The sequence below is a fragment of the Pseudomonas sp. RIT-PI-o genome (assembly GCF_001297215.1).
Taxonomy (GTDB): Bacteria; Pseudomonadota; Gammaproteobacteria; order Pseudomonadales; family Pseudomonadaceae; genus Aquipseudomonas; species Aquipseudomonas moraviensis_A.
Genome location: NZ_LHPA01000023.1, coordinates 117,366 through 141,236, shown reverse-complemented (window position 1 = coordinate 141,236; position 23,871 = coordinate 117,366). Strand labels below are relative to the sequence as shown.

18 protein-coding genes and 3 tRNA genes are annotated in these 23,871 nt (G+C 61.2%); 2 read left to right on the top strand and 19 right to left on the bottom strand.

Annotation, left to right across the window (positions count from 1 at the left end):
* Nucleotides 1–421 precede the first annotated feature (421 nt).
* The 19 genes from AEQ63_RS14585 to leuC form a co-directional block, all read right to left on the bottom strand.
* A tRNA-Asp gene (locus AEQ63_RS14585) sits at nucleotides 422–498 on the bottom strand.
* A gap of 93 nt (nucleotides 499–591) precedes the next feature.
* Nucleotides 592–668 (bottom strand) — tRNA-Asp (locus AEQ63_RS14580).
* A gap of 55 nt (nucleotides 669–723) precedes the next feature.
* A tRNA-Val gene (locus AEQ63_RS14575) sits at nucleotides 724–799 on the bottom strand.
* 166 nt (nucleotides 800–965) lie between these two features.
* Nucleotides 966–1,742, bottom strand: a complete 777-nt coding sequence (locus AEQ63_RS14570) for an SDR family oxidoreductase (RefSeq protein ID WP_064363926.1) — start codon at nucleotides 1,740–1,742, stop codon at nucleotides 966–968.
* Nucleotides 1,739–2,950 (bottom strand): O-succinylhomoserine sulfhydrylase, encoded by a 1,212-nt coding sequence (locus AEQ63_RS14565; RefSeq protein ID WP_042609435.1) that lies wholly within the window; start codon nucleotides 2,948–2,950, stop codon nucleotides 1,739–1,741. The genes AEQ63_RS14570 and AEQ63_RS14565 overlap by 4 nt, the downstream gene beginning before the upstream one ends.
* A gap of 70 nt (nucleotides 2,951–3,020) precedes the next feature.
* Nucleotides 3,021–4,526, bottom strand: coding sequence for an amidophosphoribosyltransferase (gene purF, locus AEQ63_RS14560; protein ID WP_003226416.1), 1,506 nt, complete (start codon nucleotides 4,524–4,526; stop codon nucleotides 3,021–3,023).
* A gap of 41 nt (nucleotides 4,527–4,567) precedes the next feature.
* On the bottom strand, nucleotides 4,568–5,128 hold the full coding sequence (locus AEQ63_RS14555; RefSeq protein ID WP_016773942.1) for a CvpA family protein: 561 nt from the start codon (nucleotides 5,126–5,128) through the stop codon (nucleotides 4,568–4,570).
* Nucleotides 5,129–5,226: 98 nt separating this feature from the next.
* Nucleotides 5,227–5,886, bottom strand: a complete 660-nt coding sequence (locus AEQ63_RS14550) for an SPOR domain-containing protein (RefSeq protein WP_064363925.1) — start codon at nucleotides 5,884–5,886, stop codon at nucleotides 5,227–5,229.
* Nucleotides 5,870–7,177, bottom strand: coding sequence for a bifunctional tetrahydrofolate synthase/dihydrofolate synthase (gene folC, locus AEQ63_RS14545; RefSeq protein ID WP_064363924.1), 1,308 nt, complete (start codon nucleotides 7,175–7,177; stop codon nucleotides 5,870–5,872). The genes AEQ63_RS14550 and folC overlap by 17 nt, the downstream gene beginning before the upstream one ends.
* The gene (gene accD, locus AEQ63_RS14540; RefSeq protein WP_016773939.1) at nucleotides 7,174–8,094 is read right to left on the bottom strand and encodes an acetyl-CoA carboxylase, carboxyltransferase subunit beta; all 921 of its coding nucleotides are present in this window, start codon (nucleotides 8,092–8,094) and stop codon (nucleotides 7,174–7,176) included. The genes folC and accD overlap by 4 nt, the downstream gene beginning before the upstream one ends.
* 199 nt (nucleotides 8,095–8,293) lie before the next feature.
* The gene (locus tag AEQ63_RS14535; protein ID WP_064363923.1) at nucleotides 8,294–8,926 is read right to left on the bottom strand and encodes a phosphoribosylanthranilate isomerase; all 633 of its coding nucleotides are present in this window, start codon (nucleotides 8,924–8,926) and stop codon (nucleotides 8,294–8,296) included.
* A gap of 64 nt (nucleotides 8,927–8,990) precedes the next feature.
* Nucleotides 8,991–9,815, bottom strand: a complete 825-nt coding sequence (gene truA, locus AEQ63_RS14530; protein WP_042609431.1) for a tRNA pseudouridine(38-40) synthase TruA — start codon at nucleotides 9,813–9,815, stop codon at nucleotides 8,991–8,993.
* Nucleotides 9,816–10,081: 266 nt separating this feature from the next.
* Nucleotides 10,082–12,751: a FimV/HubP family polar landmark protein gene (locus tag AEQ63_RS14525; RefSeq protein ID WP_064363922.1), complete on the bottom strand. Its 2,670-nt coding sequence runs from the start codon at nucleotides 12,749–12,751 to the stop codon at nucleotides 10,082–10,084.
* A 208-nt stretch (nucleotides 12,752–12,959) separates the two neighbouring features.
* On the bottom strand, nucleotides 12,960–13,970 hold the full coding sequence (locus AEQ63_RS14520; RefSeq protein ID WP_064363921.1) for an aspartate-semialdehyde dehydrogenase: 1,011 nt from the start codon (nucleotides 13,968–13,970) through the stop codon (nucleotides 12,960–12,962).
* Between the two features lie 235 nt (nucleotides 13,971–14,205).
* Nucleotides 14,206–15,318: an aspartate-semialdehyde dehydrogenase gene (asd, locus tag AEQ63_RS14515; RefSeq protein ID WP_064363920.1), complete on the bottom strand. Its 1,113-nt coding sequence runs from the start codon at nucleotides 15,316–15,318 to the stop codon at nucleotides 14,206–14,208.
* Nucleotides 15,319–15,384: 66 nt separating this feature from the next.
* The gene (gene leuB, locus AEQ63_RS14510; RefSeq protein WP_042609427.1) at nucleotides 15,385–16,467 is read right to left on the bottom strand and encodes a 3-isopropylmalate dehydrogenase; all 1,083 of its coding nucleotides are present in this window, start codon (nucleotides 16,465–16,467) and stop codon (nucleotides 15,385–15,387) included.
* 55 nt (nucleotides 16,468–16,522) lie between these two features.
* Nucleotides 16,523–17,290 (bottom strand): class I SAM-dependent methyltransferase, encoded by a 768-nt coding sequence (locus AEQ63_RS14505; RefSeq protein ID WP_064363919.1) that lies wholly within the window; start codon nucleotides 17,288–17,290, stop codon nucleotides 16,523–16,525.
* Nucleotides 17,291–17,418: 128 nt separating this feature from the next.
* Entirely contained in the window at nucleotides 17,419–18,063 is a 645-nt protein-coding gene (leuD, locus tag AEQ63_RS14500) for a 3-isopropylmalate dehydratase small subunit (RefSeq protein WP_064363918.1), read from the bottom strand.
* A gap of 2 nt (nucleotides 18,064–18,065) precedes the next feature.
* Nucleotides 18,066–19,496 carry a 3-isopropylmalate dehydratase large subunit gene (leuC, locus tag AEQ63_RS14495; protein WP_064363917.1) on the bottom strand — a complete coding sequence of 477 codons (1,431 nt, stop codon included), beginning with the start codon at nucleotides 19,494–19,496 and terminating at the stop codon, nucleotides 18,066–18,068.
* Nucleotides 19,497–19,635: 139 nt separating this feature from the next.
* Here leuC and AEQ63_RS14490 point away from each other — a divergent pair, with 139 nt between their 5' ends.
* Entirely contained in the window at nucleotides 19,636–20,526 is an 891-nt protein-coding gene (locus AEQ63_RS14490; RefSeq protein WP_042609424.1) for a LysR family transcriptional regulator, read from the top strand.
* Nucleotides 20,527–20,590: 64 nt separating this feature from the next.
* Nucleotides 20,591–23,869 (top strand): PAS domain S-box protein, encoded by a 3,279-nt coding sequence (locus tag AEQ63_RS14485; RefSeq protein ID WP_064363916.1) that lies wholly within the window; start codon nucleotides 20,591–20,593, stop codon nucleotides 23,867–23,869.
* Nucleotides 23,870–23,871: the final 2 nt, after the last annotated feature.

The window sequence follows — 23,871 nt, the reverse complement described above, 5'->3', positions numbered from 1 at the left end:
GTCGTGCAGAAGCTCTTTCTGGCGAAGCAAAGAGCTGTGTTGACAGTGCAAAGCTGACCGAAAGGTTAACTTTAAAGGTTTCCGCGCCCGCAGCAAACAACCAGTTACAAAAACCTGACTAAATAATCAAAAAAATCAATGCGACGTGGGATCGCAGCAATTTGGTTTGGAATCAAATCCTTGTAGGAGTGAGCCTGCTCGCGATGGCGGTGTGTCAGTTGCGGATACCGGCGACTGGAATATAGCTATCGCGAGCAGGCTCACTTCTACGGAAGGATTTGTGCAGGAGTTCGAGAGAGGGATAGCCAAATTTCAGACACAAAAAACCCCGGTCTTTCGACCAGGGTCTTTGCTATCGATCCGATTCAGCCTGTGGCTGGTTTCGGCGCTTCAAGGCGTTCAGTGGTCCTTGAGGCAGATATGGCGCAGCGGACGGGACTCGAACCCGCGACCCCCGGCGTGACAGGCCGGTATTCTAACCGACTGAACTACCGCTGCGTATCGCTTTGAGCTTGCGCTCAAGTAACTCGTGTTGATCGCAGGCTTCGGTGCCTGGCGATCGCGAATCAGATAAATCTGACTCGTAAAATATGGCGCAGCGGACGGGACTCGAACCCGCGACCCCCGGCGTGACAGGCCGGTATTCTAACCGACTGAACTACCGCTGCGCGTCGGTGCAGGCACTTTCAGCCTACTCTCTTGCTTGCGCAAGCTTCTCGGGAGTGGTGGGTGATGACGGGATCGAACCGCCGACATTCTGCTTGTAAGGCAGACGCTCTCCCAGCTGAGCTAATCACCCGTTTGCATCTCCGAGGCCGCGAAATTTACGCAGGTGGCGAAGCTAAGTCAATAGCAGGATTGGAGTTTTTCTGAAAAAGACAAAATTGCTTCATTCCTGAAGAAGCCATCGACCCATAGACCGCATTCGCGAGCAGGCTCGCTCCCACAGGACGCGGCTTCGCTTGTTATTCGGTGTAGATCATCTTTTTCGTCATACCGCCATCGACGACGAATTCCTGCCCGGTAACGAACCCGGCATTGCGCGACAGCAGCCAAGCGACCATCGCCGCCACGTCCTCGACGGTCCCCACCCTGCCCGCCGGATGCTGAGCATGATCGGCGTCGGCCAATGGTTCGGCGCGACGCACCGAGGGATCACGCGCATCGATCCAGCCCGGGCTGACAGCATTCACACGAATTTCCGGCCCGAGGCTGATTGCCAGCGCATGGGTCAGCGCCAGCAACCCGCCCTTGCTTGCAGCGTAAGCCTCGGTATCCGGTTCCGACTGCGCGGCGCGGGTCGAGGCCAGATTGACGATCGAACCGTTGTGCGCACGCAGATAGGGCGCACAGTGCTTGGCGAGCAACATCGGCCCGCTCAGGTTCACCGCCAGCACCCGATTCCAATAGGCAAGATCAAGGCTTTCCAGGGTGATGTTGTGCGGATCGGCCACCGCTGCGTTGCAGACCAGCGCATCCAGGCGACCGAATTGCCCCAGCACCTCGGCCACGCCCAGTGCGACCTGATTTTCGTCTGCGACGTCCATGGCGATGAACCAGGCGTTCTCGCCGAGCACCTTCGCCACTTTCGAACCACGCGCCCGATCGAGATCGGTCAGCACCACCTGCCAGCCTTCGCTGATCAGCCAGGCGGCGATGCCCAGACCGATCCCGCGTGCAGCGCCGGTGACCAGCGCCACGCGGCCATGGGTACTGGCCGCCGGTGTGGACAACTCGATCACAATGCCGCCAGACCGCGCGCCAGATCAGCTTGCAGGTCAGCCACATCCTCCAGACCGACCGCGACGCGGATAAGGCTGTCGCGAATGCCTGCTGCTTCACGCTCCTGGGGCGCCAGACGGCCGTGGGAGGTGGTGCTCGGATGGGTGATAGTGGTTTTGCTGTCGCCGAGGTTGGCAGTGATCGAAATCAACCGCGTGGCATCGATAAAGCGCCAGGCGCCCTCTTTGCCGCCCTTGACCTCGAAGCTGACCACGGCACCGAAGCCCTTCTGCTGGCGCTGAGCCAACTCGTGCTGTGGATGGCTCTTGAGACCGGCGTAATGGACTTTCTCGATGCCGTCCTGCTGCTCCAGCCATTCGGCCAGCGCCTGGGCGTTGGCGCAGTGAGCTTTCATGCGCAGGTTCAGCGTCTCGAGCCCCTTGAGGAAGATCCACGCGTTGAACGGGCTGAGGGTCGGCCCGGCGGTCCGCAGGAAACCGACCACTTCCTTCATCTGTTCGCCGCGACCGGCGACAACGCCGCCCATGCAACGGCCCTGACCGTCGATGAACTTGGTCGCCGAGTGCACGACAATGTCCGCGCCGAGCTTCAGCGGCTGTTGCAGCGCCGGGGTGCAGAAGCAATTGTCGACCACCAGTTGTGCGCCCTTGGCATGGGCGATTTCTGCCAGCGCGGCGATATCCACCAGCTCGGCCAACGGGTTGGACGGCGACTCGACGAAAAGCAGTCTGGTGTTCGGCTTGATCGCCGCATCCCAGGCCGACAGATCGGCCAGCGGCACGTAATCAACTTCGACGCCGAAGCGCTTGAAATACTTTTCGAACAGACTGATGGTCGAGCCGAACACACTGCGCGACACCAGCACATGATCGCCAGCACTGCACAGACTCATCACCACAGCCATGATCGCGGCCATGCCGGTTGCCGTGGCGACGGCTTGCTCGGCGCCTTCCAGCGCGGCGATGCGCTCTTCGAACGCGCGCACGGTCGGGTTGGTGTAGCGCGAATAAACGTTGCCCGGCACTTCGCCGGCAAACCGCGCCGCCGCATCGGCAGCGGTGCGGAACACGTAGCTGGAGGTGAAGAACATCGGATCACCGTGCTCGCCTTCCGGCGTGCGGTGCTGACCGGCACGGACGGCCAGGGTATCGAACGCTACGCCTTCGAGGTCGCTGTCCAGCCGACCGGCATCCCATTCCTGACTCATGCTGTCTCTCCTTGCTGTGTTCTCGAAAAAATGTCAGATACAAAACCGGCCCCTCAGGGCCGGTGGAAACTCAGTTGTTGTACAGATCGATGATCGCACTGACTGCCTGGGTCTTGACCTTCGAGGCATCGTTGCGCGCCTGTTCGATCTTGTCCAGGTAAGCCTCGTCGACATCACCGGTCACGTACTTGCCATCGAATACCGCGCAATCGAAGTTTTCGATCTTGATCTTGCCGCCGCCGACCGCTTCGATCAAGTCAGGCAAGTCCTGATAGATCAGCCAGTCGGCGCCGATGAGATCAGCCACGTCCTGGGTCGAACGGTTGTGCGCGATCAGTTCGTGAGCGCTCGGCATATCGATACCGTAGACGTTCGGGAAGCGCACCGCGGGTGCCGCCGAGCAGAAATAGACGTTCTTCGCACCGGCTTCGCGAGCCATCTGGATGATCTGCTTGCAGGTGGTGCCGCGTACGATCGAGTCGTCGACCAGCATCACGTTCTTGCCGCGGAACTCCAGCTCGATGGCATTGAGCTTCTGGCGTACCGATTTCTTGCGCGCAGCCTGGCCGGGCATGATGAAGGTACGACCGATGTAACGGTTCTTGACGAAGCCTTCGCGGAACTTCACACCCAGGTGATTAGCCAGTTCCAGCGCCGCGGTACGGCTGGTATCGGGAATCGGGATGACCACGTCGATGTCGTGCTCAGGACGCTCGCGCAGGATCTTTTCGGCGAGTTTCTCGCCCATGCGCAGACGCGCCTTGTACACCGATACGCCGTCGATGATCGAGTCCGGACGCGCCAGGTAGACGTGTTCGAAAATGCACGGGGTCAGCGACGGATTGGTCGCGCACTGACGGGTGTGCAGTTTGCCGTCTTCGGTGATGTACACCGCTTCGCCCGGTGCGAGGTCGCGGATCAGGGTAAAACCGAGCACGTCCAGCGAAACGCTTTCCGAGGCAATCATGTACTCCACGCCTTCGTCAGTGTGACGCTGGCCGAACACGATTGGACGAATGCCGTGCGGGTCGCGGAAACCGACGATGCCGTAACCGGTGATCATCGCCACAACGGCGTAACCGCCAACGCAACGATTGTGCACGTCGGTCACGGCGGCGAACACGTCTTCTTCGGTCGGCTGCAGCTTGCCGCGCTGGGCCAGCTCGTGGGCGAACACGTTGAGCAGCACTTCCGAGTCGGAACTGGTGTTGACGTGACGCAGATCGGATTCGTAGATCTCTTTGGCCAACTGTTCAACGTTGGTCAGGTTACCGTTGTGCGCCAGGGTGATGCCGTACGGCGAGTTGACGTAGAACGGCTGGGCTTCGGCCGACGTCGAGCTGCCGGCAGTCGGGTAACGGACGTGGCCGATACCCATGTGGCCGACCAGACGCTGCATGTGACGCTGCTGGAACACGTCACGCACGAGGCCATTATCCTTGCGCAGGAACAACCGGCCATCATGGCTGGTCACGATACCGGCAGCGTCCTGGCCGCGGTGCTGGAGCACGGTTAGCGCGTCATACAGCGCCTGATTGACGTTCGACTTACCGACGATACCGACGATGCCACACATGCGACGCAACCCCTACTTAATGGATCTGAACTGAACAACACTCACTGAGGCGTTTTCGCCGTCGGCAAGAGCTGCTCCTTGAACGGAATCTCAGCGGGTACGCTGATTCCGCTGGCAAGCCACTGACTGCTCCACCCCAATATCAGGTTCTTGGACCAGTCGGCGACCAATAGAAACTTGGGCACGAGCTGTGATTCTTTCCACCACCCGTCCTGCTGTACCGGCCCCAGGCTCAACAGCCCGACCGCCACGACCACCAGCAACACGCCACGCGCTGCACCGAAGGCCATGCCGAGGAATCGATCGGTTCCGGACAACCCGGTGACGCGAACCAACTCGCCGATAAGATAATTGATCATTGCGCCCACGATCAGTGTGGCGACAAACATGATGGCACAGCCCGCGATCACGCGAGCCGATGGGGTTTCGATGTATCCGGCGAGGTACTCGGACAGTGAGCCACCAAACATCCAGGCAACCGCTCCTGCGATGATCCAGGTCAGCAGCGATAAAGCTTCTTTTACGAAGCCGCGGCTCAGACTGATCAAAGCGGAGATGGCGATGATTGCAACGATCGCCCAGTCAACCCAGGTAAATGGCACAGTGCAGCCTACAGACGGATAAGGCGGCGCATTTTAGCAGAGCGCATGGCTGTCGGTAAGCTGCGATTGTCAGTGGTTTTCAATCGAGGTGATAGATTTCAGCCACGTTCAGGCTGAAAACGGACAACGAAGCCTTTGAGGTTCTGCTGGCGACTCAGCAGATCGCGCAAGCGATCGGCTTCGGCACGCTCGATCAGCGGACCGACGAACACCCGGTTCTTGCCATCAGCCGAACGGATATAGGCGTTGTAGCCCTGGCTGCGCAGGTTTTTCTGCAGGCTTTCGGCGCTGGCGCGGCTCGACAGACTGGCCAGCTGCACCGACCAGCTCACCGACAGACCGTTGGCATCGACGCGGCTCTGCGTGGTATCGGGCTTGCTCGTTGCCGAGGTGATCGGCTGGGCCGGCGCCGGGATCGGCTTGGCCACCGGTGGCGGCGTTGCCGGGCGGGCAATCTGCGCAGGGATGGTCGGTGCTGGCGCAGCCGGGGCTGCCGGAGCAGCCGGGGCGGCTTCTTCAGCGACTTCTTCGTCCGTCGGCACCGGCTCTTGCGGCAGGGCTTGCGGTTCAGGCACGGCGACCGGATCCATTTGCACTTGCGGCATCGTCGGAGCTTGCGGCGCCGCCGGGGCCTCGACCGTCACCTGACGCTGCTCGTCCTGGCGGGAAAACAGCATCGGCAGGAAGATCACCGCCAGCGCCACCAGCACCAGCGCGCCAACCATGCGCTGCTTGTACGCTTTATCCAGCAAAGCCATTTGCCGCTTCCTCCGTGGAGCGCCGGGCCAGCCATTCAAGGGCCTCGGCGACACAATAAAATGATCCGAACAACAGAATCTCGTCATCACTGGTCGCTACCGCGCACTGGCCTTCCAGAGCAGCGGCGACGCTGTCGTAGGACGCGACCGCAGCGCCAAGGTTCTGCAGCGCTGCCTGCAACTCTGCGACCGGGCGCGCGCGTGGCGAATCCAGCGGCGCGACAGCCCAATGCGCGACACTAGCATTCAATTCGCCAACAACACCATCGAGATCCTTGTCACCCAGCAGGCCGAACACCGCCAGGCGCTTGCCAACCGGCGGCCGTGCGGCCAGACGCCGCGCAAGGTATTCGGCGGCATGCGGGTTGTGACCGACGTCCAGCAACAGATTCAGACGCTTGCCATTCCACTCGAATGAACGACGATCAAGGCGTCCGACCACGCGCGTCGCCTGCAATGCAGCGACAATCTGTTCGGCATTCCATGACAACCCCGTCAGCAGATAGGCTTGCAGCGCCAGCGCGGCGTTTTCCATCGGCAGATCGAGCAGTGGCAAGTCGCGCAGTTCGACCGCTTGGCCCTGTGCATCGGTACCGCGCCACTGCCAATGCTGCTCGGTGATGCCGAGATCGAAATCGCGTCCACGCAGGAAAAACGGGCAAGCCAGCTCGCGGGCTTTATCCAGAAGTGGTTGCGGGGGATTCAGATCGCCACACAGGGCCGGTTTCCCTTGCCGGAAGATGCCGGCCTTCTCGAAAGCCACCGATTCGCGGGTATCGCCCAGATAATCGGCGTGATCGACGCCAATGCTGGTGACCAGTGCGATATCGGCATCGACTACATTGACGGTATCCAGACGTCCGCCCAGCCCCACCTCAAGCACCACAGCGTCAAGCGCGGACTGCTGGAACAGCCAGAACGCCGCCAGGGTCCCCATTTCAAAGTAAGTCAGGGAAGTCTCGCCGCGGCCCGCCTCGACTGCAGCAAAGGCTTCGCACAGCTGGGCGTCAGTGGCTTCGACGCCGTTGAGCTGCACCCGCTCGTTGTAACGCAGCAGGTGCGGAGAATTGTAGACCCCAACACTCAGGCCCTGCGCGCGCAGCAACGAAGCCACGAACGCACAGGTCGAACCTTTGCCGTTGGTGCCGGTGACCGTAATCACCCGAGGTGCAGGCTGGCCCAGCCCCATGCGGGACGCGACCTGTTGCGAACGCTCCAGGCCCATGTCGATGGCCGACGGATGCAACTGCTCGAGGTAGGCGAGCCATTCACCAAGGGTGCGCTGGGTCATACGTTGGCAGGCACCGGCGGCACCACGATCGGCTCGATCGGCGCGGCAACGAACTTCGGCGTCGGCTTGCCGGTCATCTGCGCCAGCAGGTTACCCAGACGCGGGCGCAGCTCCTGACGGTGAATGATCATGTCGATCGCGCCGTGCTCCAGCAGGAATTCGCTGCGCTGGAAGCCTTCCGGCAGTTTCTCGCGCACGGTCTGCTCAATCACACGCGGGCCGGCGAAGCCGATCAGGGCCTTCGGCTCGCCAACGATGACATCGCCGAGCATCGCCAGACTGGCAGAAACACCGCCGTAGACCGGGTCGGTCAATACGGAGATGAACGGAATGCCTTCTTCACGCAGACGCGCCAGCACGGCCGAAGTCTTGGCCATCTGCATCAGCGAGATCAGCGCTTCCTGCATGCGCGCGCCACCGGAAGCGGCGAAGCAGATCATCGGGCAGCGGTTTTCCAGGGCGTAGTTGGCAGCGCGGACGAAGCGCTCACCGACGATGGCGCCCATGGAACCGCCCATGAAGTTGAATTCGAACGCCGAAACCACCACCGGCATGCCCAGCAAGGTACCGCTGACCGAGATCAGCGCGTCTTTTTCGCCGGTCTGCTTTTGCGCGGCAACCAGGCGATCCTTGTACTTCTTGCCGTCGCGGAATTTCAGACGGTCAACCGGCTCCAGATCGGCGCCCAGTTCGTTGCGGCCTTCCGGATCGAGAAAAATGTCGATACGCGCACGTGCGCCGATGCGCATGTGATGGTTGCACTTGGGGCAAACGTCCAGGGTCTTTTCCAGCTCTGGACGGTACAACACCGCCTCGCAGGACGGGCATTTGTGCCACAGACCTTCAGGCACCGAGCTCTTCTTGACCTCCGAGCGCATGATCGAAGGGATCAGTTTGTCTACTAACCAGTTGCTCATGCTTTCTTTCTCCAGTACCGGCGGCCCGAACGCTCTGGTTCGCAGCCCCGCGTATGCCCTTGAGCTAAATTCATGTGTGTGGCGATGGTTGATGAGGAGTCGCGGTCAGCGCGAAACATGACCTGCGTACGATTCAGCAACCCTCAGCCGCGCCTGCTTTGTGCAAGTGCATTGATGGACGGCGGCAGACTGCCAGCCGTCACATCGACGATGTATTGCCGCGCACCGCGTTGATGAATGCGCGAATCTTGTGGTGATCCTTGATGCCTTTGCTCGCCTCTACCCCGCCGCTGACATCCACCGCGTAGGGCTTGACCCGTGCCACCGCGTCGGCAACGTTCTCCGGCGTCAGGCCTCCGGCCAGAATCAGCGGTTTGCTCAGGCGTTGCGGAATCAGTGACCAGTCAAACGCCTCGCCGGTTCCACCGGGCACCCCTTCGACATAGGTGTCGAGCAACACGCCACTGGCGCCGGGAAAGGCATCGCAGGCAGCAGCAATGTCATCACCCGCCTTGACCCGCAGCGCTTTGATGTACGGACGATGCCAGCCTTCGCACTGCTGCGCGCTTTCGTCGCCATGGAACTGCAGCAGATCCAGCGGCACCGCATCGAGGATTTCTCCGAGCTCGCAACGGCTGGCATTGACGAACAGCCCCACGGTGGTAACGAACGGCGGCAGCGCCTTGATGATCGCCCGCGCCTGCTGCACGTTCACCGCTCGCGGACTCTTGGCGTAAAACACCAGGCCGATCGCGTCGGCACCGGCTTCGACGGCGGCCAGCGCATCTTCGATGCGGGTAATGCCGCAGATCTTGCTGCGAACGGCTGACATGTCAGGAAAACCTCAAGGCAAAATCCGAAAACGTCCCGGATGGTAACAAAAGCGTTCGAGGGCGTCAGCCGTCAAGTTCGGAGAAACCCGTAAGGAAATGTGGCCCGATAAAGCGCTCGGGCAACGGAAATTCGTCGTGATACTCGACCTGCACCAGATACAACCCGTAGGGATGCGCCGTGACCCCGCCGGAGCGACGCTCGCGACTTTCCAGCACTTCCTTCATCCACTCCACCGGACGCTCACCGGCACCGATGGTCATCAGCACACCGGCAATATTGCGCACCATGTGGTGCAGGAACGCGTTGGCACGAATATCGAGCACGATCATCTTGCCGTGACGGGTTACGCGCAGGTGATGCATCTTCTTGATCGGCGACTTGGCCTGGCACTGACCAGCCCGGAACGCGCTGAAATCGTGGGTACCAATCAGGTACTGCGCGGCCTCGGCCATGCGTTCTACGTCGAGCGGACGGTGGTTCCAGGTGATTTCTTCGTTGAGGTGCGCCGGGCGAATCTGATCGTTGTAGATCACATAGCGATAACGCCGGGCGATGGCTTTGAAGCGGGCGTGAAAATGCGCGGGCATGACCCTCGCCCAACTGACGCTGATATCGTGGGGCAGATTGATGTTGGCGCCCATGACCCAGGCTTTCAGCGAGCGATCAACCTGAGTGTCGAAGTGCACTACCTGGCCGCAGGCATGCACGCCAGCGTCGGTACGCCCGGCGCATTGCAGTGACACCGGCGAATCGGCGACTTTCGACAAGGCTTTTTCAAGCTCTTCCTGCACCGTCGCCACGCCGGTCAACTGCCGCTGCCAGCCGCTGTAGCGCGAGCCTTTGTACTCAACGCCCAGCGCGACGCGGTAAAAGCCGTCGGGCGCCATTTCGGCGACCGGGTTATCTATGTTTGCCAAGGTGGGACAGCCTGCTGATTTGCAAAGGCGGGCATTATAAGGCGGCGGGCCGGGGACGCCAGAGTTCTCTGTCGCCAGTTCGGCCCCAATCGCGAGCAGGCTCACTCCTACAAGGGGTACGCATTTCAACTGTAGGAGTGAGCCTGCTCGCGATAGCGATTTTCTGAACACCGCAGAAACGGGCACAAACAAAAACGGCAGCCTCACCGGGCTGCCGTTTTTGTTTGTTGCTGAACTCAGACCAGGTTGGAAAGCATTTCCTTGGCCTCGCCCCGCTGCTTCTCGTCACCCTCGGTCAACACTTCGTTGAGGATGTCACGCGCACCGTCGGCGTCGCCCATGTCGATGTAAGCCTGGGCCAGATCGAGTTTGGTCGCCGCTTCGTCAGTACCGGCGAGGAAGTCGAAATCATCTTCGCCCAAGTCATCGCCCAACGCTGCGTCCGCTTCGGTAAAGGTCGGTTCGGCCATGCTTTGCGACAGGCGATCGAGCTCGGCATTGACGTCGTCCAGTTCGGCCGCGAACGCATCCGGCTCGGCTGCTGGATTGGTGTCCATTTCGTCGGCCAGTGAGAGGTCGAAATCGGCTGGCAACTCCAGATCATCCTGCGGCACCTCAGCCACTGCCGGCGTCTCGACCGCAGGCAAATCTTTCACGCCCTCGTCCAGATCCAGCAGGAAGTCATCTTCAGCCAAAGTGGCCGGCGATGGTTCGGCGCCTAGATCCATGTCCAGATCGAAGTCCGACAGATCGTCGAGATTGTCTTTCATCTCGGTCTGCTCTTGCAGCACCGAGGCGAAGCTCAGATCGTCTTCAGCCGGGAACTCATCCAGCTCGACCGGCGCTTCTGGCTCAACCACTGGGGCAGGGTCGACCGGAGTGATGTTGTCGAGATCATCCAGGCTCAAATCGAACGCCGTGTCAAGATCGTCAGTCGCAGGCTCAGGCGCTTGCGGCTCGTCCTGCAACAGATCCTTGACGTATTGCGCGTCCAGTTCGGCAGCAACGGCGGCCGCCGCCAGCCCACCGGCAGCTACCACGGCCATGGCCGGGAAGCGGCTTTTCAGTGCTTCGACCTTGGCGAAGTTATCGCCATTGGCCACCAGTTGACGCTCTTGCGCGACGAACGCATCGCGGTCGCCCTGCTGACCGTAGACTTCCATCAGTTTCAGGCGCAGATCGCTGCGTTCCGGCTCGAGGCTGACACCCTCTTCCAGCAGCGCGGCGGCCTGATTCAGGCGACCGGCATTGATGTGCGATTGCGCCTTGTCGAGCACGTCATCCGAGCGCTCGCCGGCCGGGGCCACCAGAGGCGCGGCGATCGGCGCAGCCATCACCACCGGAGTGACAACCGGTGCGGGCGTTGGCGCAGGTGCCGGAGCAGGCGTGTTGAGCTTGACGCTCGCCGCGGGAGTTTCCAGGCCAGAGAAGCTGCTTTCCGGCAAATCATGCTCGGCGGAAAACTCTTGTTCTTCAGCCAGGGCGCGGGCCATGCGCAGATGCTTTTCAGCTTCCTGCTGGGCTTTGCGACGGCGCGCCAGCAGCAACAACAGAAGCAGCAGAACCACCGCACCGCCGCCGATCAGGCCGAGCAGGATCGGATTGGTCAGCAGGTCGTTGAAGGCCTTGTCATCGTCAGCAGCAGCCGGTGTGGTTTCGACCACCGGTTCTACAACCGGCTCCACTGGCGTTTCCGCTGGCGGCGCAATCGCCGACTCCGGGGTGGGCGAAGCCGCTGCGGCGTCCGCCGGAGTCGCCGGCGGAGTCGCGGCCAGTTCGGCGGTAATCGCCGGCACCGGCGGCACAGCACCGTTGGCGCCAGCCGCTGCGCCCGGCGCGACACCGGTGCCATCAGCCTGCATCTTCGCCAATTGATTGTTCTTCAGCTCGATCAGCTTCTGCAGCTTGTCCAGCTGACTTTGCAGATCAGCCATGCGGCTTTTCAGTTCCTCGTTGTCACGACGGGTCGTGTCGAGGTTTTCCTGAGTGATCGCCAGTTTGTTGCTCAGCGCCTTGGCATCACCTGCCGGGCCTTTCGCGCCGGGCTTGGCGTTTTCCGCCGAGACCAGGCTCAGGTTGTCCTGGGTGTTGGGCGCAGCCCCCGTGTTGCCACGGCCGCGATTGGTCGCGTCGAGTTGCTGCTGACCGGTGCCTGGCTTGGCCACGTAACGACGGCCCTGACGCCAGGCTTCGTTCTGCGCCGCCACTTCAGCGATGGCCGCAGACTGTGGCAGCGCCGTGCTTTGCACCGAGTCCGGCAGACGCAGCACCTGACCGGTTTTCAGACGGTTGATGTTGCCGTCGATAAAGGCATTCGGATTGAGTGCCTGAATCGCCAGCATGGTCTGCTGCACCGAGCCGCCGTTGCGCGCCTTCGCGGCGATTTCCCACAGGGTATCGCGCGGTGTGGTGGTGTATTGATTGCGATGGGTGGCGCCAGTGGTTGGCGCAGTGATGGTCTGCGACGGCGCTGGTTGCGCGGCAGCGTCAGCGGTCTGCGGCGAGAACTTCGACGGATCCAGCAGCACGCTGTAATCACGCAGCAAGCGGCCATTGGGCCACATCACTTGCACGAGGAACTTCACCATCGGTTCCGACAACGGTTGGCTCGAGGTGACGCGCAACACGCTTTTGCCGTTGGCGTTGAGCACCGGGGTGAAGGTCAGATCATTGAGAAACGCCTGGCGGTCGACGCCGGCCTTGGCGAAATCTTCGGGTGAAGCCAGGCTCGGCACCACCTCGGCGGCGGTGAGATCCTTGACGTCGAGCAGCTCGATTTCAGCCACCAACGGCTGGTTCAGGGTCGACTTCAGGGTCAGCTCCCCGAGCCCGAGGGCATGCGCCATACCGGAGGACAGCGCCGAGGCGGCCGCTATTGCTAACACCAGTTTGCGAACTTGAACCATAGCCTCATCCTTTGTTTGAACGTTCCTCGGCCAGCGAGAAGCTTTTGAATACCGCTGCCGTAAGGCATTGCGCGCGACGACGGAAGTCGCCGCGCGCGATCATTTCTGTGCTGCCCCGGAAAGTCCCGGAGAGTGACTCGTCATCGATCGCTTCGGGCAAGCATAGCGCGCACCTAGAATCAGTCGACAAATTGTTGCCAAGTATCTTTTACAGCAGGTCTTTTATCAACAACTCAGCCAGTTGCACGGCATTGAGCGCCGCGCCTTTGCGTACGTTATCTGACGTCAGCCAAAGATTTAGTTCCGCCGGGTCGTCGACGCCGCTGCGCACGCGCCCGACATAGACCACGTCCTGCCCCACTGCGTCGCCGACAGCGGTCGGATAATCGCCGGCATCAACCAGCTCGATGCCCGGCGCAGCTTCGAGCGCTGCGTTGACCTTTTCCAGGTCAACAGCACTACCTGACTGCAAGGTCACGCTAAAGCTATCGCCAAAAAACACCGGGGCTTGAACGCAAGTGGCAGAAATCTTCAATAAAGGTTTCGCCAGTACCTGCCGCAGCTCACGCACCAGGCGTTTTTCCAGCAGCGTATGGCCCTGCGCATCCGGCGTGCCGACCTGGGCCAGCAGGTTGAACGCCATCTGCCGATCAAAGAACGTCGGCTCCAGCGGACGCATGTTCAGCAGTTCGGCGGTCTGCCGCGCGAGTTCGGTGACCGCCTCACGACCTTGCGCAGAAACCGCCAGATTGGCGGTGACGTTGACGTACTGCAGGTCGATCAGATCGAGCAGCGGCGCCAACACCACCGCAAGGGTCGTGGCCGACGGACTTGGGCTGCTGACCTGGAACGGGCTTTTCAGACTGGCGAGGACTTCGGCATTCGCCTCCGGCACCACCTGCGGCGCCTGATCCGCCGGCAAGGCGCCGGACAGGTCGATCAACGAGCAACCGGCGGCGTGGGCGCGCGCCGCGTAGCTCAGGGACACCGCAGCGCCGGCGGCGAAGAACACCAGTCTGACCTTGCTGAAATCGAACTCGTCGACCTCACGCACGCGCACGTTCTTGTTGCGGAACAGCACCGAACTGCCAGCCGATTCACTGCTGGCCAACAGGTGCAGGTTGCCGACCGGAAAGTCGCGCTCTTCGAGAATCTGTACGAGGGTTTCGCCGACAGTACCGGTGGCGCCGATAACGGCGATATCGAAAGTCTGGGTCATGGAGCTACCTCTGGCAAAACGGGGGGAGCGGCACTTTACCGGCTGACTGCCATGCAGGCAATTCGGGGGTGCCTGTACCGCCCTCTTCGCGAGCAGGCTCGCTCCCACAGGGAGAATGCATTTCAAAGGTGGGAGCGAGCCTGCTCGCAAAGATGCCAGGCAAGGCACCGCATCTTCAGGCATAAAAAAACCCGCACCTCTCACAAGGCACGGGCTCTTTCACAACTTCAAGCGATCAACGCTCCAGCAGGATCCGCAGCATGCGGCGCAGCGGTTCAGCCGCGCCCCACAGCAGCTGGTCGCCGACGGTGAAGGCTCCGACGAATTGCGAACCCATGTTCAGCTTGCGCAGACGGCCGACCGGGACGTTCAGGGTGCCGGTGACCTTGGTCGGGCTCAGCTCCTGCATGCTGATCTCGCGCTGGTTCGGCACCAGTTTGACCCAAGGGTTGTGCTGGCTGATCAGCCCTTCGATGTCGGCGATCGGCACGTCTTTGTTCAGCTTGATGGTCAATGCCTGGCTATGGCAGCGCATGGCACCGATGCGCACGCAGATGCCGTCGACCGGGATCGGGCTCTTGAAGCGACCGAGGATCTTGTTGGTCTCGGCCTGGGCCTTCCATTCTTCGCGGCTCTGGCCGTTCGGCAGTTCCTTGTCGATCCACGGGATCAGGCTGCCGGCCAGCGGTACGCCGAAGTTTTCCGTCGGGTACGCATCACTGCGCATGGCTTCGGCCACGCGACGGTCGATGTCGAGAATCGCGCTGGCCGGGTCGGCCAGTTGATCGGCAACAGCGGCATGGGTCGCGCCCATCTGCTTGATCAGTTCACGCATGTTCTGCGCGCCGGCACCGGAGGCCGCCTGATAGGTCATGGCGCTCATCCACTCGACCAGACCGGCTTCGAACAGACCGCCCAGGCCCATCAGCATCAGGCTGACGGTGCAGTTGCCGCCGATGTAGTTCTTGGTACCCGCGTCCAGCTGCTGGTCGATGACCTTGCGGTTGACCGGGTCAAGAATGATCACCGCGTCATCGTTCATGCGCAGGCTCGACGCCGCATCGATCCAGTAACCCTGCCAGCCGGCTTCGCGCAGCTTGGGGAATACTTCGCTGGTGTAGTCGCCGCCCTGGCAGGTCAGGATCACGTCGAGGGTCTTCAGCTCGTCAATGCTGTAAGCGTCCTTGAGCGGAGCAATGTCCTTGCCCACGGACGGGCCTTGGCCACCGACATTGGACGTGGTGAAAAACACCGGCTCGATAAGATCGAAATCCTGCTCTTCCAGCATCCGCTGCATGAGCACGGAACCGACCATCCCGCGCCAACCGATCAGACCTACACGTTTCATCGCAACTACACCTTCTTGAAAAGTGGGCCGCTGCTTTGTATTGAATTTCGCAGCGGGCCCGAGAGATTACAGATTCCGCAGCGCGGCGACTACTGCGTCGCCCATTTCCTGCGTACCGACTTTGGTACAACCGGCGGAATGAATGTCGCCGGTGCGCAAGCCCTGATCGAGCACGACGCTGACGGCTTTTTCGATGGCATCGGCAGCATCGTGCAGATTGAAGCTGTAACGCAGCATCATTGACACCGACAGGATCGTCGCCAGCGGGTTGGCAATGCCTTTACCGGCAATGTCCGGGGCCGAACCGTGGCACGGCTCGTACATGCCCTTGTTGTTGGAGTCCAGCGAGGCCGACGGCAGCATGCCGATCGAGCCGGTGAGCATCGACGCTTCGTCGGAGAGGATGTCGCCGAACAGGTTGTCGGTGACGATCACGTCGAACTGCTTCGGCGCACGCACCAGTTGCATGGCGGCGTTGTCGACGTACATGTGGCTCAGTTCGACTTCCGGGTAATCCTTTGCAACCTGCTCTACCACTTCACGCCACAACTGGCTGGACGCCAGGACGTTGGCCTTGTCCACCGAGCAGAGCTTCTTGCCGCGGACCATGGCCATGTCGAAACCGACACGGGCGATGCGGCGGATTTCGCTTTCGCTGTACGGCAGCGTGTCGTAGGACTGACGCTCACCGTTGTCCAGCGTACGGGTGCCACGCGGCGCGCCGAAGTAGATGCCGCCGGTCAGCTCACGGACGATGAGAATGTCCAGGCCGGCGACGATTTCCGGCTTCAGGCTCGACGCGTCGGCCAGTTGCGGATACAGGATCGCCGGGCGCAGGTTGCCGAACAGACCCAGTTGCGCACGGATTTTCAGCAGACCGCGCTCGGGGCGGATGTCACGCTCGATGGTGTCCCATTTCGGGCCACCGACCGCGCCCAGCAGCACCGCATCGGCAGCACGGGCGCGATCGAGGGTTTCGTCGGCCAGCGGCACGCCGTGCTTGTCGATGGCCGCGCCACCGATGACGTCGTGGCTCAGCTCGAAGCCCAGGCTGTACTTGTCATTGGCCAGTTCCAGCACCTTGACCGCTTCGGCCATGATTTCCGGACCAATACCGTCACCCGGGAGAATCAGAATCTGCTTGCTCATGCTTTCCTCGTGTCTTCAAGCGGTGCGCCACTGAACGGCGCGCCCGGAAAAATGCTTATCGCTCAGCCATCAGTACGATCACATCGGTACTGAACGAGCCGTCGGCATCAATTTCAAAATATTCACGCACTTCGCTGCCCATCGACTGCTGCAACTGGCGAATCGCCGCGCGCAGCACTTCAGGCGTGCGCATGCGCTCGACCCAGCTGTTGTACTCCAGACGCAGGCGCTGGCGCGAGGTGCTGCGCACATGCAGACCGGCCTCGCTGACGTGGCGCAGCCACTCGGCGGCGGAGTAGTCGCGGACGTGACTGGTATCGCGCAGTACTTCAACGCTTTGCAGGTAAGTGTCGAACAACGGACTGCCCGGTGACAACACATCGACGAACGCCGCCACTCCGCCCGGCTTGAGCACCCGGCGCACTTCGCGCAGGGCCAGGCCGAGGTCGCTCCAGTGATGCGCCGAATAACGGCTGAACACAAAATCGAACTCACCCTCGGCGAATGGCAAGCGCTCGGCAGCGCCATTGACCGTGACGATATTGCTCAAGCCGCGATCGACGGCAGCGCCGGCAACCACATCAAGCATTTGCTGCGACAGGTCGTAAGCCACAACCTCCTTGACCAGCGGTGCGACATGAAAACTGACATGCCCGGCGCCACAACCCAGATCCAGCACCCGTGCCGCGCCCCGCCCGGCCAGCTCGGCCTGCAGCAGTGCGAATTCACTGCCTTGGGCGTGAACGGCGCTGCTCAGGTAAGCGGCGGCCTGTTCGCCGAATTGTGTCTGGACGACCTGGGAGTGCTGGGTGGTGCTGGTCATGGGGACATCCTGTTCAATTTTGTGTTGCTTTGGAGGGCCCCATCGCGAGCAGGCTCACTCCTACAGGGGAACGCATTTCAAATGTAGGAGTGAGCCTGCTCGCGATAGCGCCATTCGCCATACGCAAATCAGGCGTCGCGAAACAACCACGGCTGGCTAACCCGATGCTTCGCCTCGAACGTCGCAATCGCATCGCCGTCCTGCAGGGTCAGGCCGATATCGTCCAGACCATTGAGCAGGCAATGCTTGCGAAACGCGTCGATCTCGAAGCTGTAGATTTTGCCATCCGGGCGGGTCACGGTCTGCGCTTGCAGATCGATCTGCAATTGATAACCCGGCTCGGCTTCAACCTGCTTAAACAGTTCATCAACTTCTGCATCGCTGAGGATGATCGGCAGCAGACCGTTCTTGAAACTGTTGTTGAAGAAGATGTCGGCATAACTGGGCGCGATGATGCTGCGAAAACCATACTCTTCCAGCGCCCAGGGCGCGTGTTCACGGCTCGAACCGCAGCCGAAGTTCTCGCGGGCGAGCAGCACGCTGGCCCCCTGATAACGCTCGGCGTTGAGGACGAAATCCTTGTTCAACGGGCGCTTGGAGTTGTCCTGATACGGCTGGCCAACATCCAGATAACGCCACTCGTCGAACAGGTTCGGACCAAAACCGGTGCGCTTGATCGACTTCAAGAACTGCTTGGGAATGATCTGATCGGTGTCGACGTTGGCACGATCCAGAGGCGCGACAAGACCAGTGTGCTGAGTAAATGCCTTCATCTTTACTGTGCTCCTTGGATCAATTCACGAACGTCGATGAAACGGCCGTTCACCGCTGCTGCCGCCGCCATGGCCGGGCTGACGAGGTGGGTACGGCCACCGGCGCCCTGACGGCCTTCGAAGTTGCGGTTGGAAGTCGAGGCGCAATGCTCGCCGGACTCCAAACGGTCCGGGTTCATCGCCAGGCACATCGAGCACCCGGGCTCGCGCCATTCGAAACCGGCCTCGAGGAAAATCTTGTCCAGCCCTTCGGCTTCGGCCTGCGCCTTGACCAGACCCGAGCCCGGCACGACGATCGCCTGCTTGATGGTCGAGGCGACCTTGCGACCCTTGGCGATGACCGCAGCCGCGCGCAAGTCTTCGATGCGCGAGTTGGTGCAGGAACCGATGAACACGCGATCAAGCTGAATGTCGGTGATCGCCTGATTGGCGGTCAAACCCATGTATTTCAGGGCGCGGACGATTGAGTCGCGCTTGACCAGATCCATTTCCTTCGCCGGGTCCGGCACGTTCTGATCAACAGCCAAAACCATTTCCGGGGAAGTGCCCCAGCTGACTTGCGGCTTGATCTGCGCGGCGTCCAGCTCGACCACGGTGTCGAATTTGGCATCGGCGTCGGAAACCAGATCTTTCCAGGCTTCGACGGCCATGCCCCACTGCTCGCCCTTCGGCGCGAATGGACGACCTTTGACGTAATCGATGGTCTTCTGATCCGCTGCCACCAGGCCGACACGGGCGCCGGCTTCGATGGACATGTTGCAGATGGTCATGCGGCCTTCGACGGACAGATCGCGGATCGCGCTGCCGGCAAATTCGATGGCATGGCCGTTACCGCCGGCGGTGCCGATCTTGCCGATCACGGCGAGGACGATGTCCTTGGCGGTCACGCCGAACGGCAGTTGGCCTTCGACGCGCACCAGCATGTTTTTCATTTTCTTCGCCACCAGGCATTGCGTGGCGAGCACGTGCTCGACCTCGGATGTGCCGATGCCGTGGGCCAACGCGCCGAATGCGCCATGGGTCGAGGTGTGCGAGTCGCCGCAGACTACGGTCATGCCCGGCAAGGTCGCGCCCTGCTCCGGGCTGATGACGTGGACGATGCCTTGGCGAACGTCGTTCATCTTGAACTCGACAATGCCGTATTCATCGCAGTTGTCGTCGAGGGTCTGTACCTGCAAACGCGAAACCTGGTCGGCAATGGCTTCGATGCCGCCCTTGCGCTCCGGGGTGGTCGGTACGTTGTGGTCCGGTGTGGCGATGTTGGCATCGATGCGCCAAGGCTTGCGCCCGGCCAGACGCAAGCCCTCGAAGGCTTGCGGCGAAGTCACTTCGTGAATGATGTGACGATCGATATAGATCAGCGCCGAGCCATCGTCGCGCTGCTTGACCAAATGCGAATCCCAGAGCTTGTCGTAGAGCGTTTTGCCGGCCATCAGACGGTTCCTCATCAGCTTGTTTCTATGCCCTGGGCTTATCAATGACCCTTTGGCTTGTGAGGCCGATCCTATGGGGTTAGATTAAATAACTCAAATTCATATTTTTCATGCTTTGGATAACCAACTGGAATGCGACATGGATCTGGCTAACCTCAATGCGTTTATTGCCATCGCCGAGACCGGCAGCTTCTCCGGCGCGGGCGAACGCCTGCACTTGACCCAACCGGCGATCAGCAAGCGCATTGCCGGGCTTGAGCAGCAATTAAAGGTGCGCCTGTTCGATCGCCTGGGACGTGAAGTCGGCCTGACCGAGGCTGGCCGCGCCCTGCTGCCACGGGCTTATCAGATTCTCAATGTGCTCGACGACACCCGCCGCGCCCTGACCAACCTGACCGGGGAAGTCAGCGGTCGCCTGACCCTGGCCACCAGTCACCACATCGGCCTGCACCGCTTGCCTCCTCTATTAAGGGAGTTCACTCGCCGCTACCCACAGGTTGCGCTGGATATTCAGTTCCTCGATTCGGAAGTGGCCTACGAGGAAATTCTCCACGGCCGCGCGGAACTGGCGGTCATCACCCTGGCGCCGGAGCCGCACACCCTGGTCAAAGCCACGCCGGTGTGGGACGACCCGCTGGATTTCGTCGTGGCCCCGGAGCACTCGCTGATCAACAACGGCGCCGTCAGCCTGGCGGACATTGCCGGCCATCCGGCGGTTTTCCCCGGCGGCAATACGTTTACCCATCACATCGTCCAGCGTTTGTTCGAAGCCCAGGGCCTGACGCCGAACATCGCCATGAGCACCAACTACCTGGAAACCATCAAGATGATGGTCTCCATCGGCCTGGCCTGGAGCGTGCTGCCGCGCACCATGCTCGATGAGCAAGTGGCAAGCATCGCATTGCCGGGCATACAGCTCACTCGCCAGCTAGGCTATATCTTGCACACCGAACGGACGCTATCGAATGCAGCAAGAGCCTTCATGGCCCTGCTGGATGCACAAATCGATCGGCCAGGGACTCCGGCCTGACTTGTGCTAATCCTATAGAGCCGCCCCCTGTGCCTAACGCCACTCAGCTCAAGGCCCGCTGACAATGCCGAAATCTGTTGACCGAATTCCGCCGATGCCGCGAATCCAGGCTGTTGATCCGCGCCATTCCGAGCAGAGCTGGGAAAGCGCGCCGCAATTGCTCGCCGCGCTCAACGGCGCGCGGCTCGGTGCCTGGTATTGGGACATCGAGCGCGGGCAGATCAGCTGGTCGCGGGGCACTCAGGCATTGTTCGGGTTTGATCCACGGCAGCCATTACCCGCCGATCTGGAATACCTCGACCTGTTGCCGCCGGAAGACCGCGCGAAAACCGTGCGCGCCTTCCACGCGGTGATCGCCGGCGCCCCGCTGGAACAGGCGATGCATCACCGCATTCGCTGGCCCGACGGCAGTCTGCATTGGCTGGAAATCAGCGGCAGCCTGTTGCCGGACAAGAACGGCCGGCCCCGAATGATCGGGGTGATTCGCGAAATCACCCACCAACGCCAGCGCGAGCAGGCCCTGAGCAGCTCGGAGAAACGTTTCGCTACACTTTTCCACCTGTGCCCTAACATGGTTCTGCTGACCCGTCAGGAGGACGGTCTGATCAGCGAAGCCAATCAGTATTTCGAAAGCCTGTTCGGCTGGCCGGTGCAAAGCGCCATCGGCCGCACCACGCTGGAACTGGGCTTGTGGGTGCATCCCGAGCAACGTGCCGAACTGGTGAAAAAAACCAAGGCCAAGGGCGAACTGATCAGCATGGAAGTGCAGTTCCGCGCCAGCAACGGCCAAGTCCACGACGGCATCCTCAGCGCGCAGAAAGTCGAGCTCGAAGGCCAGCCCTATCTACTCAGCACGTTCCTCGACACCACCGAACGCAAAGCCGCCGAACTGGCCTTGAAGGACAGTCAGGAACGCCTCGACCTGGCGCTGGACTCCGCGCAACTCGGCACCTGGGACTGGCACATCCCCAGCGGCATGCTCTACGGCTCGGCGCGCGCCGCGCAATTGCACGGGCTGGAGCCGATTCCATTCCATGAATCATTCGAGGAGTTTTTCGAAGGGGTACCCGGTGAGGAACGCGACACCATGCGCGACGCCTACCGCAGCCTGCGCGAAGGTCCGGCCGGCAACTATCAACTGACCTATCGCGTGCAATTGCCCGATGGCAGCTCGCGGTATCTGGAAAGCCGCGCGCGCCTGTATCGCGACGACAATGGCGCGCCGCTGCGCATGGCCGGCACGCTGCTGGACATCACCGATCAGGTCGAGCGCGAACAGCGCCTGGTGGCCTCGGAAGAGAAGTTCGCCACGCTGTTTCAGGTCAGCCCCGATCCAATCTGCGTCACGCGCCAGGAAACCGGGGAATTCATCGAGATCAACTCCAGCTTCAGCCAGACCTTTGGCTGGAGCGCCGCCGACGTCATCGGCCACACTGCCGAAGAAATCGGCCTGTGGGACGCCTCGGCCAAAAGCCTGCAACGCATCGAACGGGTGATTCGCGAACAAGGCCTGAGCAACGTCGCGATTCTGGTTCAGCACAAGGACGGCCAGTCGCTGACCTGCGTGATTTCCAGTCGGCAGATCAGCGTCGGCGATCAGCCGTGCATCGTCACCACCCTGCGTGACATCACCCAACAACAGCGCTCGGAAGCGGCGCTGAAGGCCAGTGAAGAAAAGTTCGCCAAGGCATTTCACTCCAGCCCCGACGCCATCACCATCACCGAGCGCGACACCGGGCGTTATCTGGAGGTCAACGACGGCTTCTGTCGCCTCACCGGCTACCGCGCCGACGAAGTGGTGGGCAAAACCGTTTATCAAGTAGGGATCTGGGCCGAAGAAAAACAGCGCTCGACCCTACTCGCCGAACTGCAGATCAAGGGCCGCGTGCATCATCAGGAAATGCTCGGGCGCAACAAGCGCGGCGAATTGCTCACGGTAGAAGTTTCGGTCGAACCGATCACCCTTAACGAAACCGCCTGCCTGCTACTTACGGCGCGCGACGTCAGCCTGCTGAAGAACGCCGAAGCGCAGATTCGTCACCTGGCCTATCACGACCCGCTGACCAACCTGCCCAACCGCGCCCTGCTGATGGATCGCCTGAGTCAGCAGATCGCCCTGCTCAAGCGCCACAATCTGCGTGGCGCCTTGCTGTTTCTCGATCTCGATCACTTCAAACACATCAACGATTCCCTCGGCCACCCGGTCGGCGACACCGTGCTGAAAATCATCACCGCACGGCTCGAAGCCAGCGTGCGCATGGAAGACACCGTGGCGCGCCTCGGTGGCGACGAATTCGTGGTGTTGCTCAGCGGCCTCGAAGGTTCGCGCAGTGAAGTCAGCGAGCAAGTGCGCGCGCTGGCCGACACCATTCGCGAACTGCTCTCGGAGCCGATGTTCCTCGACGGCCAACGCCTGCAAGTGACGCCGAGCATCGGCGTGGCATTGATTCCCGATCACGGCTCGACCCCGACCGACCTGCTCAAACGCGCCGACATTGCCCTGTACCGAGCCAAGGATTCCGGGCGTAACACCACGCAGATGTACCACAACACCATGCAGAAAGCGGCCAGCGAACGCCTGCGCATGGAGACCGACCTGCGTCTGGCGCTGTCCCGCGGCGAGTTCAACGTGCACTTCCAGCCGCAAGTCGATGCCCGCGACAACCGCATCATCGGCGCCGAAGCCCTGGTGCGCTGGAACCATCCCGAACTCGGCGCGCAATCGCCCACCGAGTTCATCAAGGTGCTGGAAGACAGCGGCCTGATCCTTGAAGTCGGCACCTGGATTCTCGATGAAGCCTGCAACGCCTTCAAACAACTGATCGCGCTGAAACTCGTCGACCCGTTCAACTTCAGCCTGTGCGTGAACATCAGCCCGCGGCAGTTCCGCCAGAACGATTTCGTCGAACGCATCGAACACAGCATGACCAGCCACGGCCTGCCGTGTTCGCTGCTGAAACTGGAAATCACCGAAGGCATCGTCATCCAGAATCTGGACGACACCATCAGCAAAATGCGCCGCTTGAAAAAACTTGGCGTGAGCTTCGCCATGGACGATTTCGGCACCGGTTATTCATCGCTGACGTACCTGAAACGCCTGCCGGTCGACACGCTGAAAATCGATCAGTCGTTCATCCGCGATGCGACCACCGACTCCAATGTCGCGGAGATCATTCGCGCAATTGTCGCGATGGCCCGCAGCCTCGAGCTGGAAGTCATTGCCGAAGGCGTGGAGACGTCGGCCCAACTGGCGTTTTTGCAGGGGCTGGACTGCCATTTGTATCAGGGCTATCTGCACAGCCGGCCGGTGGGGTTGGAGGATCTGAAAAAACTGCTCGAATAGCG

Coding starts and splice junctions, on each gene's coding strand:
- AEQ63_RS14485 (WP_064363916.1), top strand. CDS start 20,591: ATGCCGAAATCTGTTGACCGAATTCCGCCGATGCCGCGAATCCAGGCT.
- asd (WP_064363920.1), bottom strand. CDS start 15,318: ATGAAACGTGTAGGTCTGATCGGTTGGCGCGGGATGGTCGGTTCCGTG.
- leuB (WP_042609427.1), bottom strand. CDS start 16,467: ATGAGCAAGCAGATTCTGATTCTCCCGGGTGACGGTATTGGTCCGGAA.
- AEQ63_RS14535 (WP_064363923.1), bottom strand. CDS start 8,926: ATGTCAGCCGTTCGCAGCAAGATCTGCGGCATTACCCGCATCGAAGAT.
- leuD (WP_064363918.1), bottom strand. CDS start 18,063: ATGAAGGCATTTACTCAGCACACTGGTCTTGTCGCGCCTCTGGATCGT.
- AEQ63_RS14505 (WP_064363919.1), bottom strand. CDS start 17,290: ATGACCAGCACCACCCAGCACTCCCAGGTCGTCCAGACACAATTCGGC.
- AEQ63_RS14490 (WP_042609424.1), top strand. CDS start 19,636: ATGGATCTGGCTAACCTCAATGCGTTTATTGCCATCGCCGAGACCGGC.
- leuC (WP_064363917.1), bottom strand. CDS start 19,496: ATGGCCGGCAAAACGCTCTACGACAAGCTCTGGGATTCGCATTTGGTC.
- purF (WP_003226416.1), bottom strand. CDS start 4,526: ATGTGTGGCATCGTCGGTATCGTCGGTAAGTCGAACGTCAATCAGGCG.
- AEQ63_RS14565 (WP_042609435.1), bottom strand. CDS start 2,950: ATGAGTCAGGAATGGGATGCCGGTCGGCTGGACAGCGACCTCGAAGGC.
- AEQ63_RS14550 (WP_064363925.1), bottom strand. CDS start 5,886: ATGGCTTTGCTGGATAAAGCGTACAAGCAGCGCATGGTTGGCGCGCTG.
- accD (WP_016773939.1), bottom strand. CDS start 8,094: ATGAGCAACTGGTTAGTAGACAAACTGATCCCTTCGATCATGCGCTCG.
- folC (WP_064363924.1), bottom strand. CDS start 7,177: ATGACCCAGCGCACCCTTGGTGAATGGCTCGCCTACCTCGAGCAGTTG.
- AEQ63_RS14525 (WP_064363922.1), bottom strand. CDS start 12,751: ATGGTTCAAGTTCGCAAACTGGTGTTAGCAATAGCGGCCGCCTCGGCG.
- truA (WP_042609431.1), bottom strand. CDS start 9,815: ATGGCGCCCGACGGCTTTTACCGCGTCGCGCTGGGCGTTGAGTACAAA.
- AEQ63_RS14520 (WP_064363921.1), bottom strand. CDS start 13,970: ATGACCCAGACTTTCGATATCGCCGTTATCGGCGCCACCGGTACTGTC.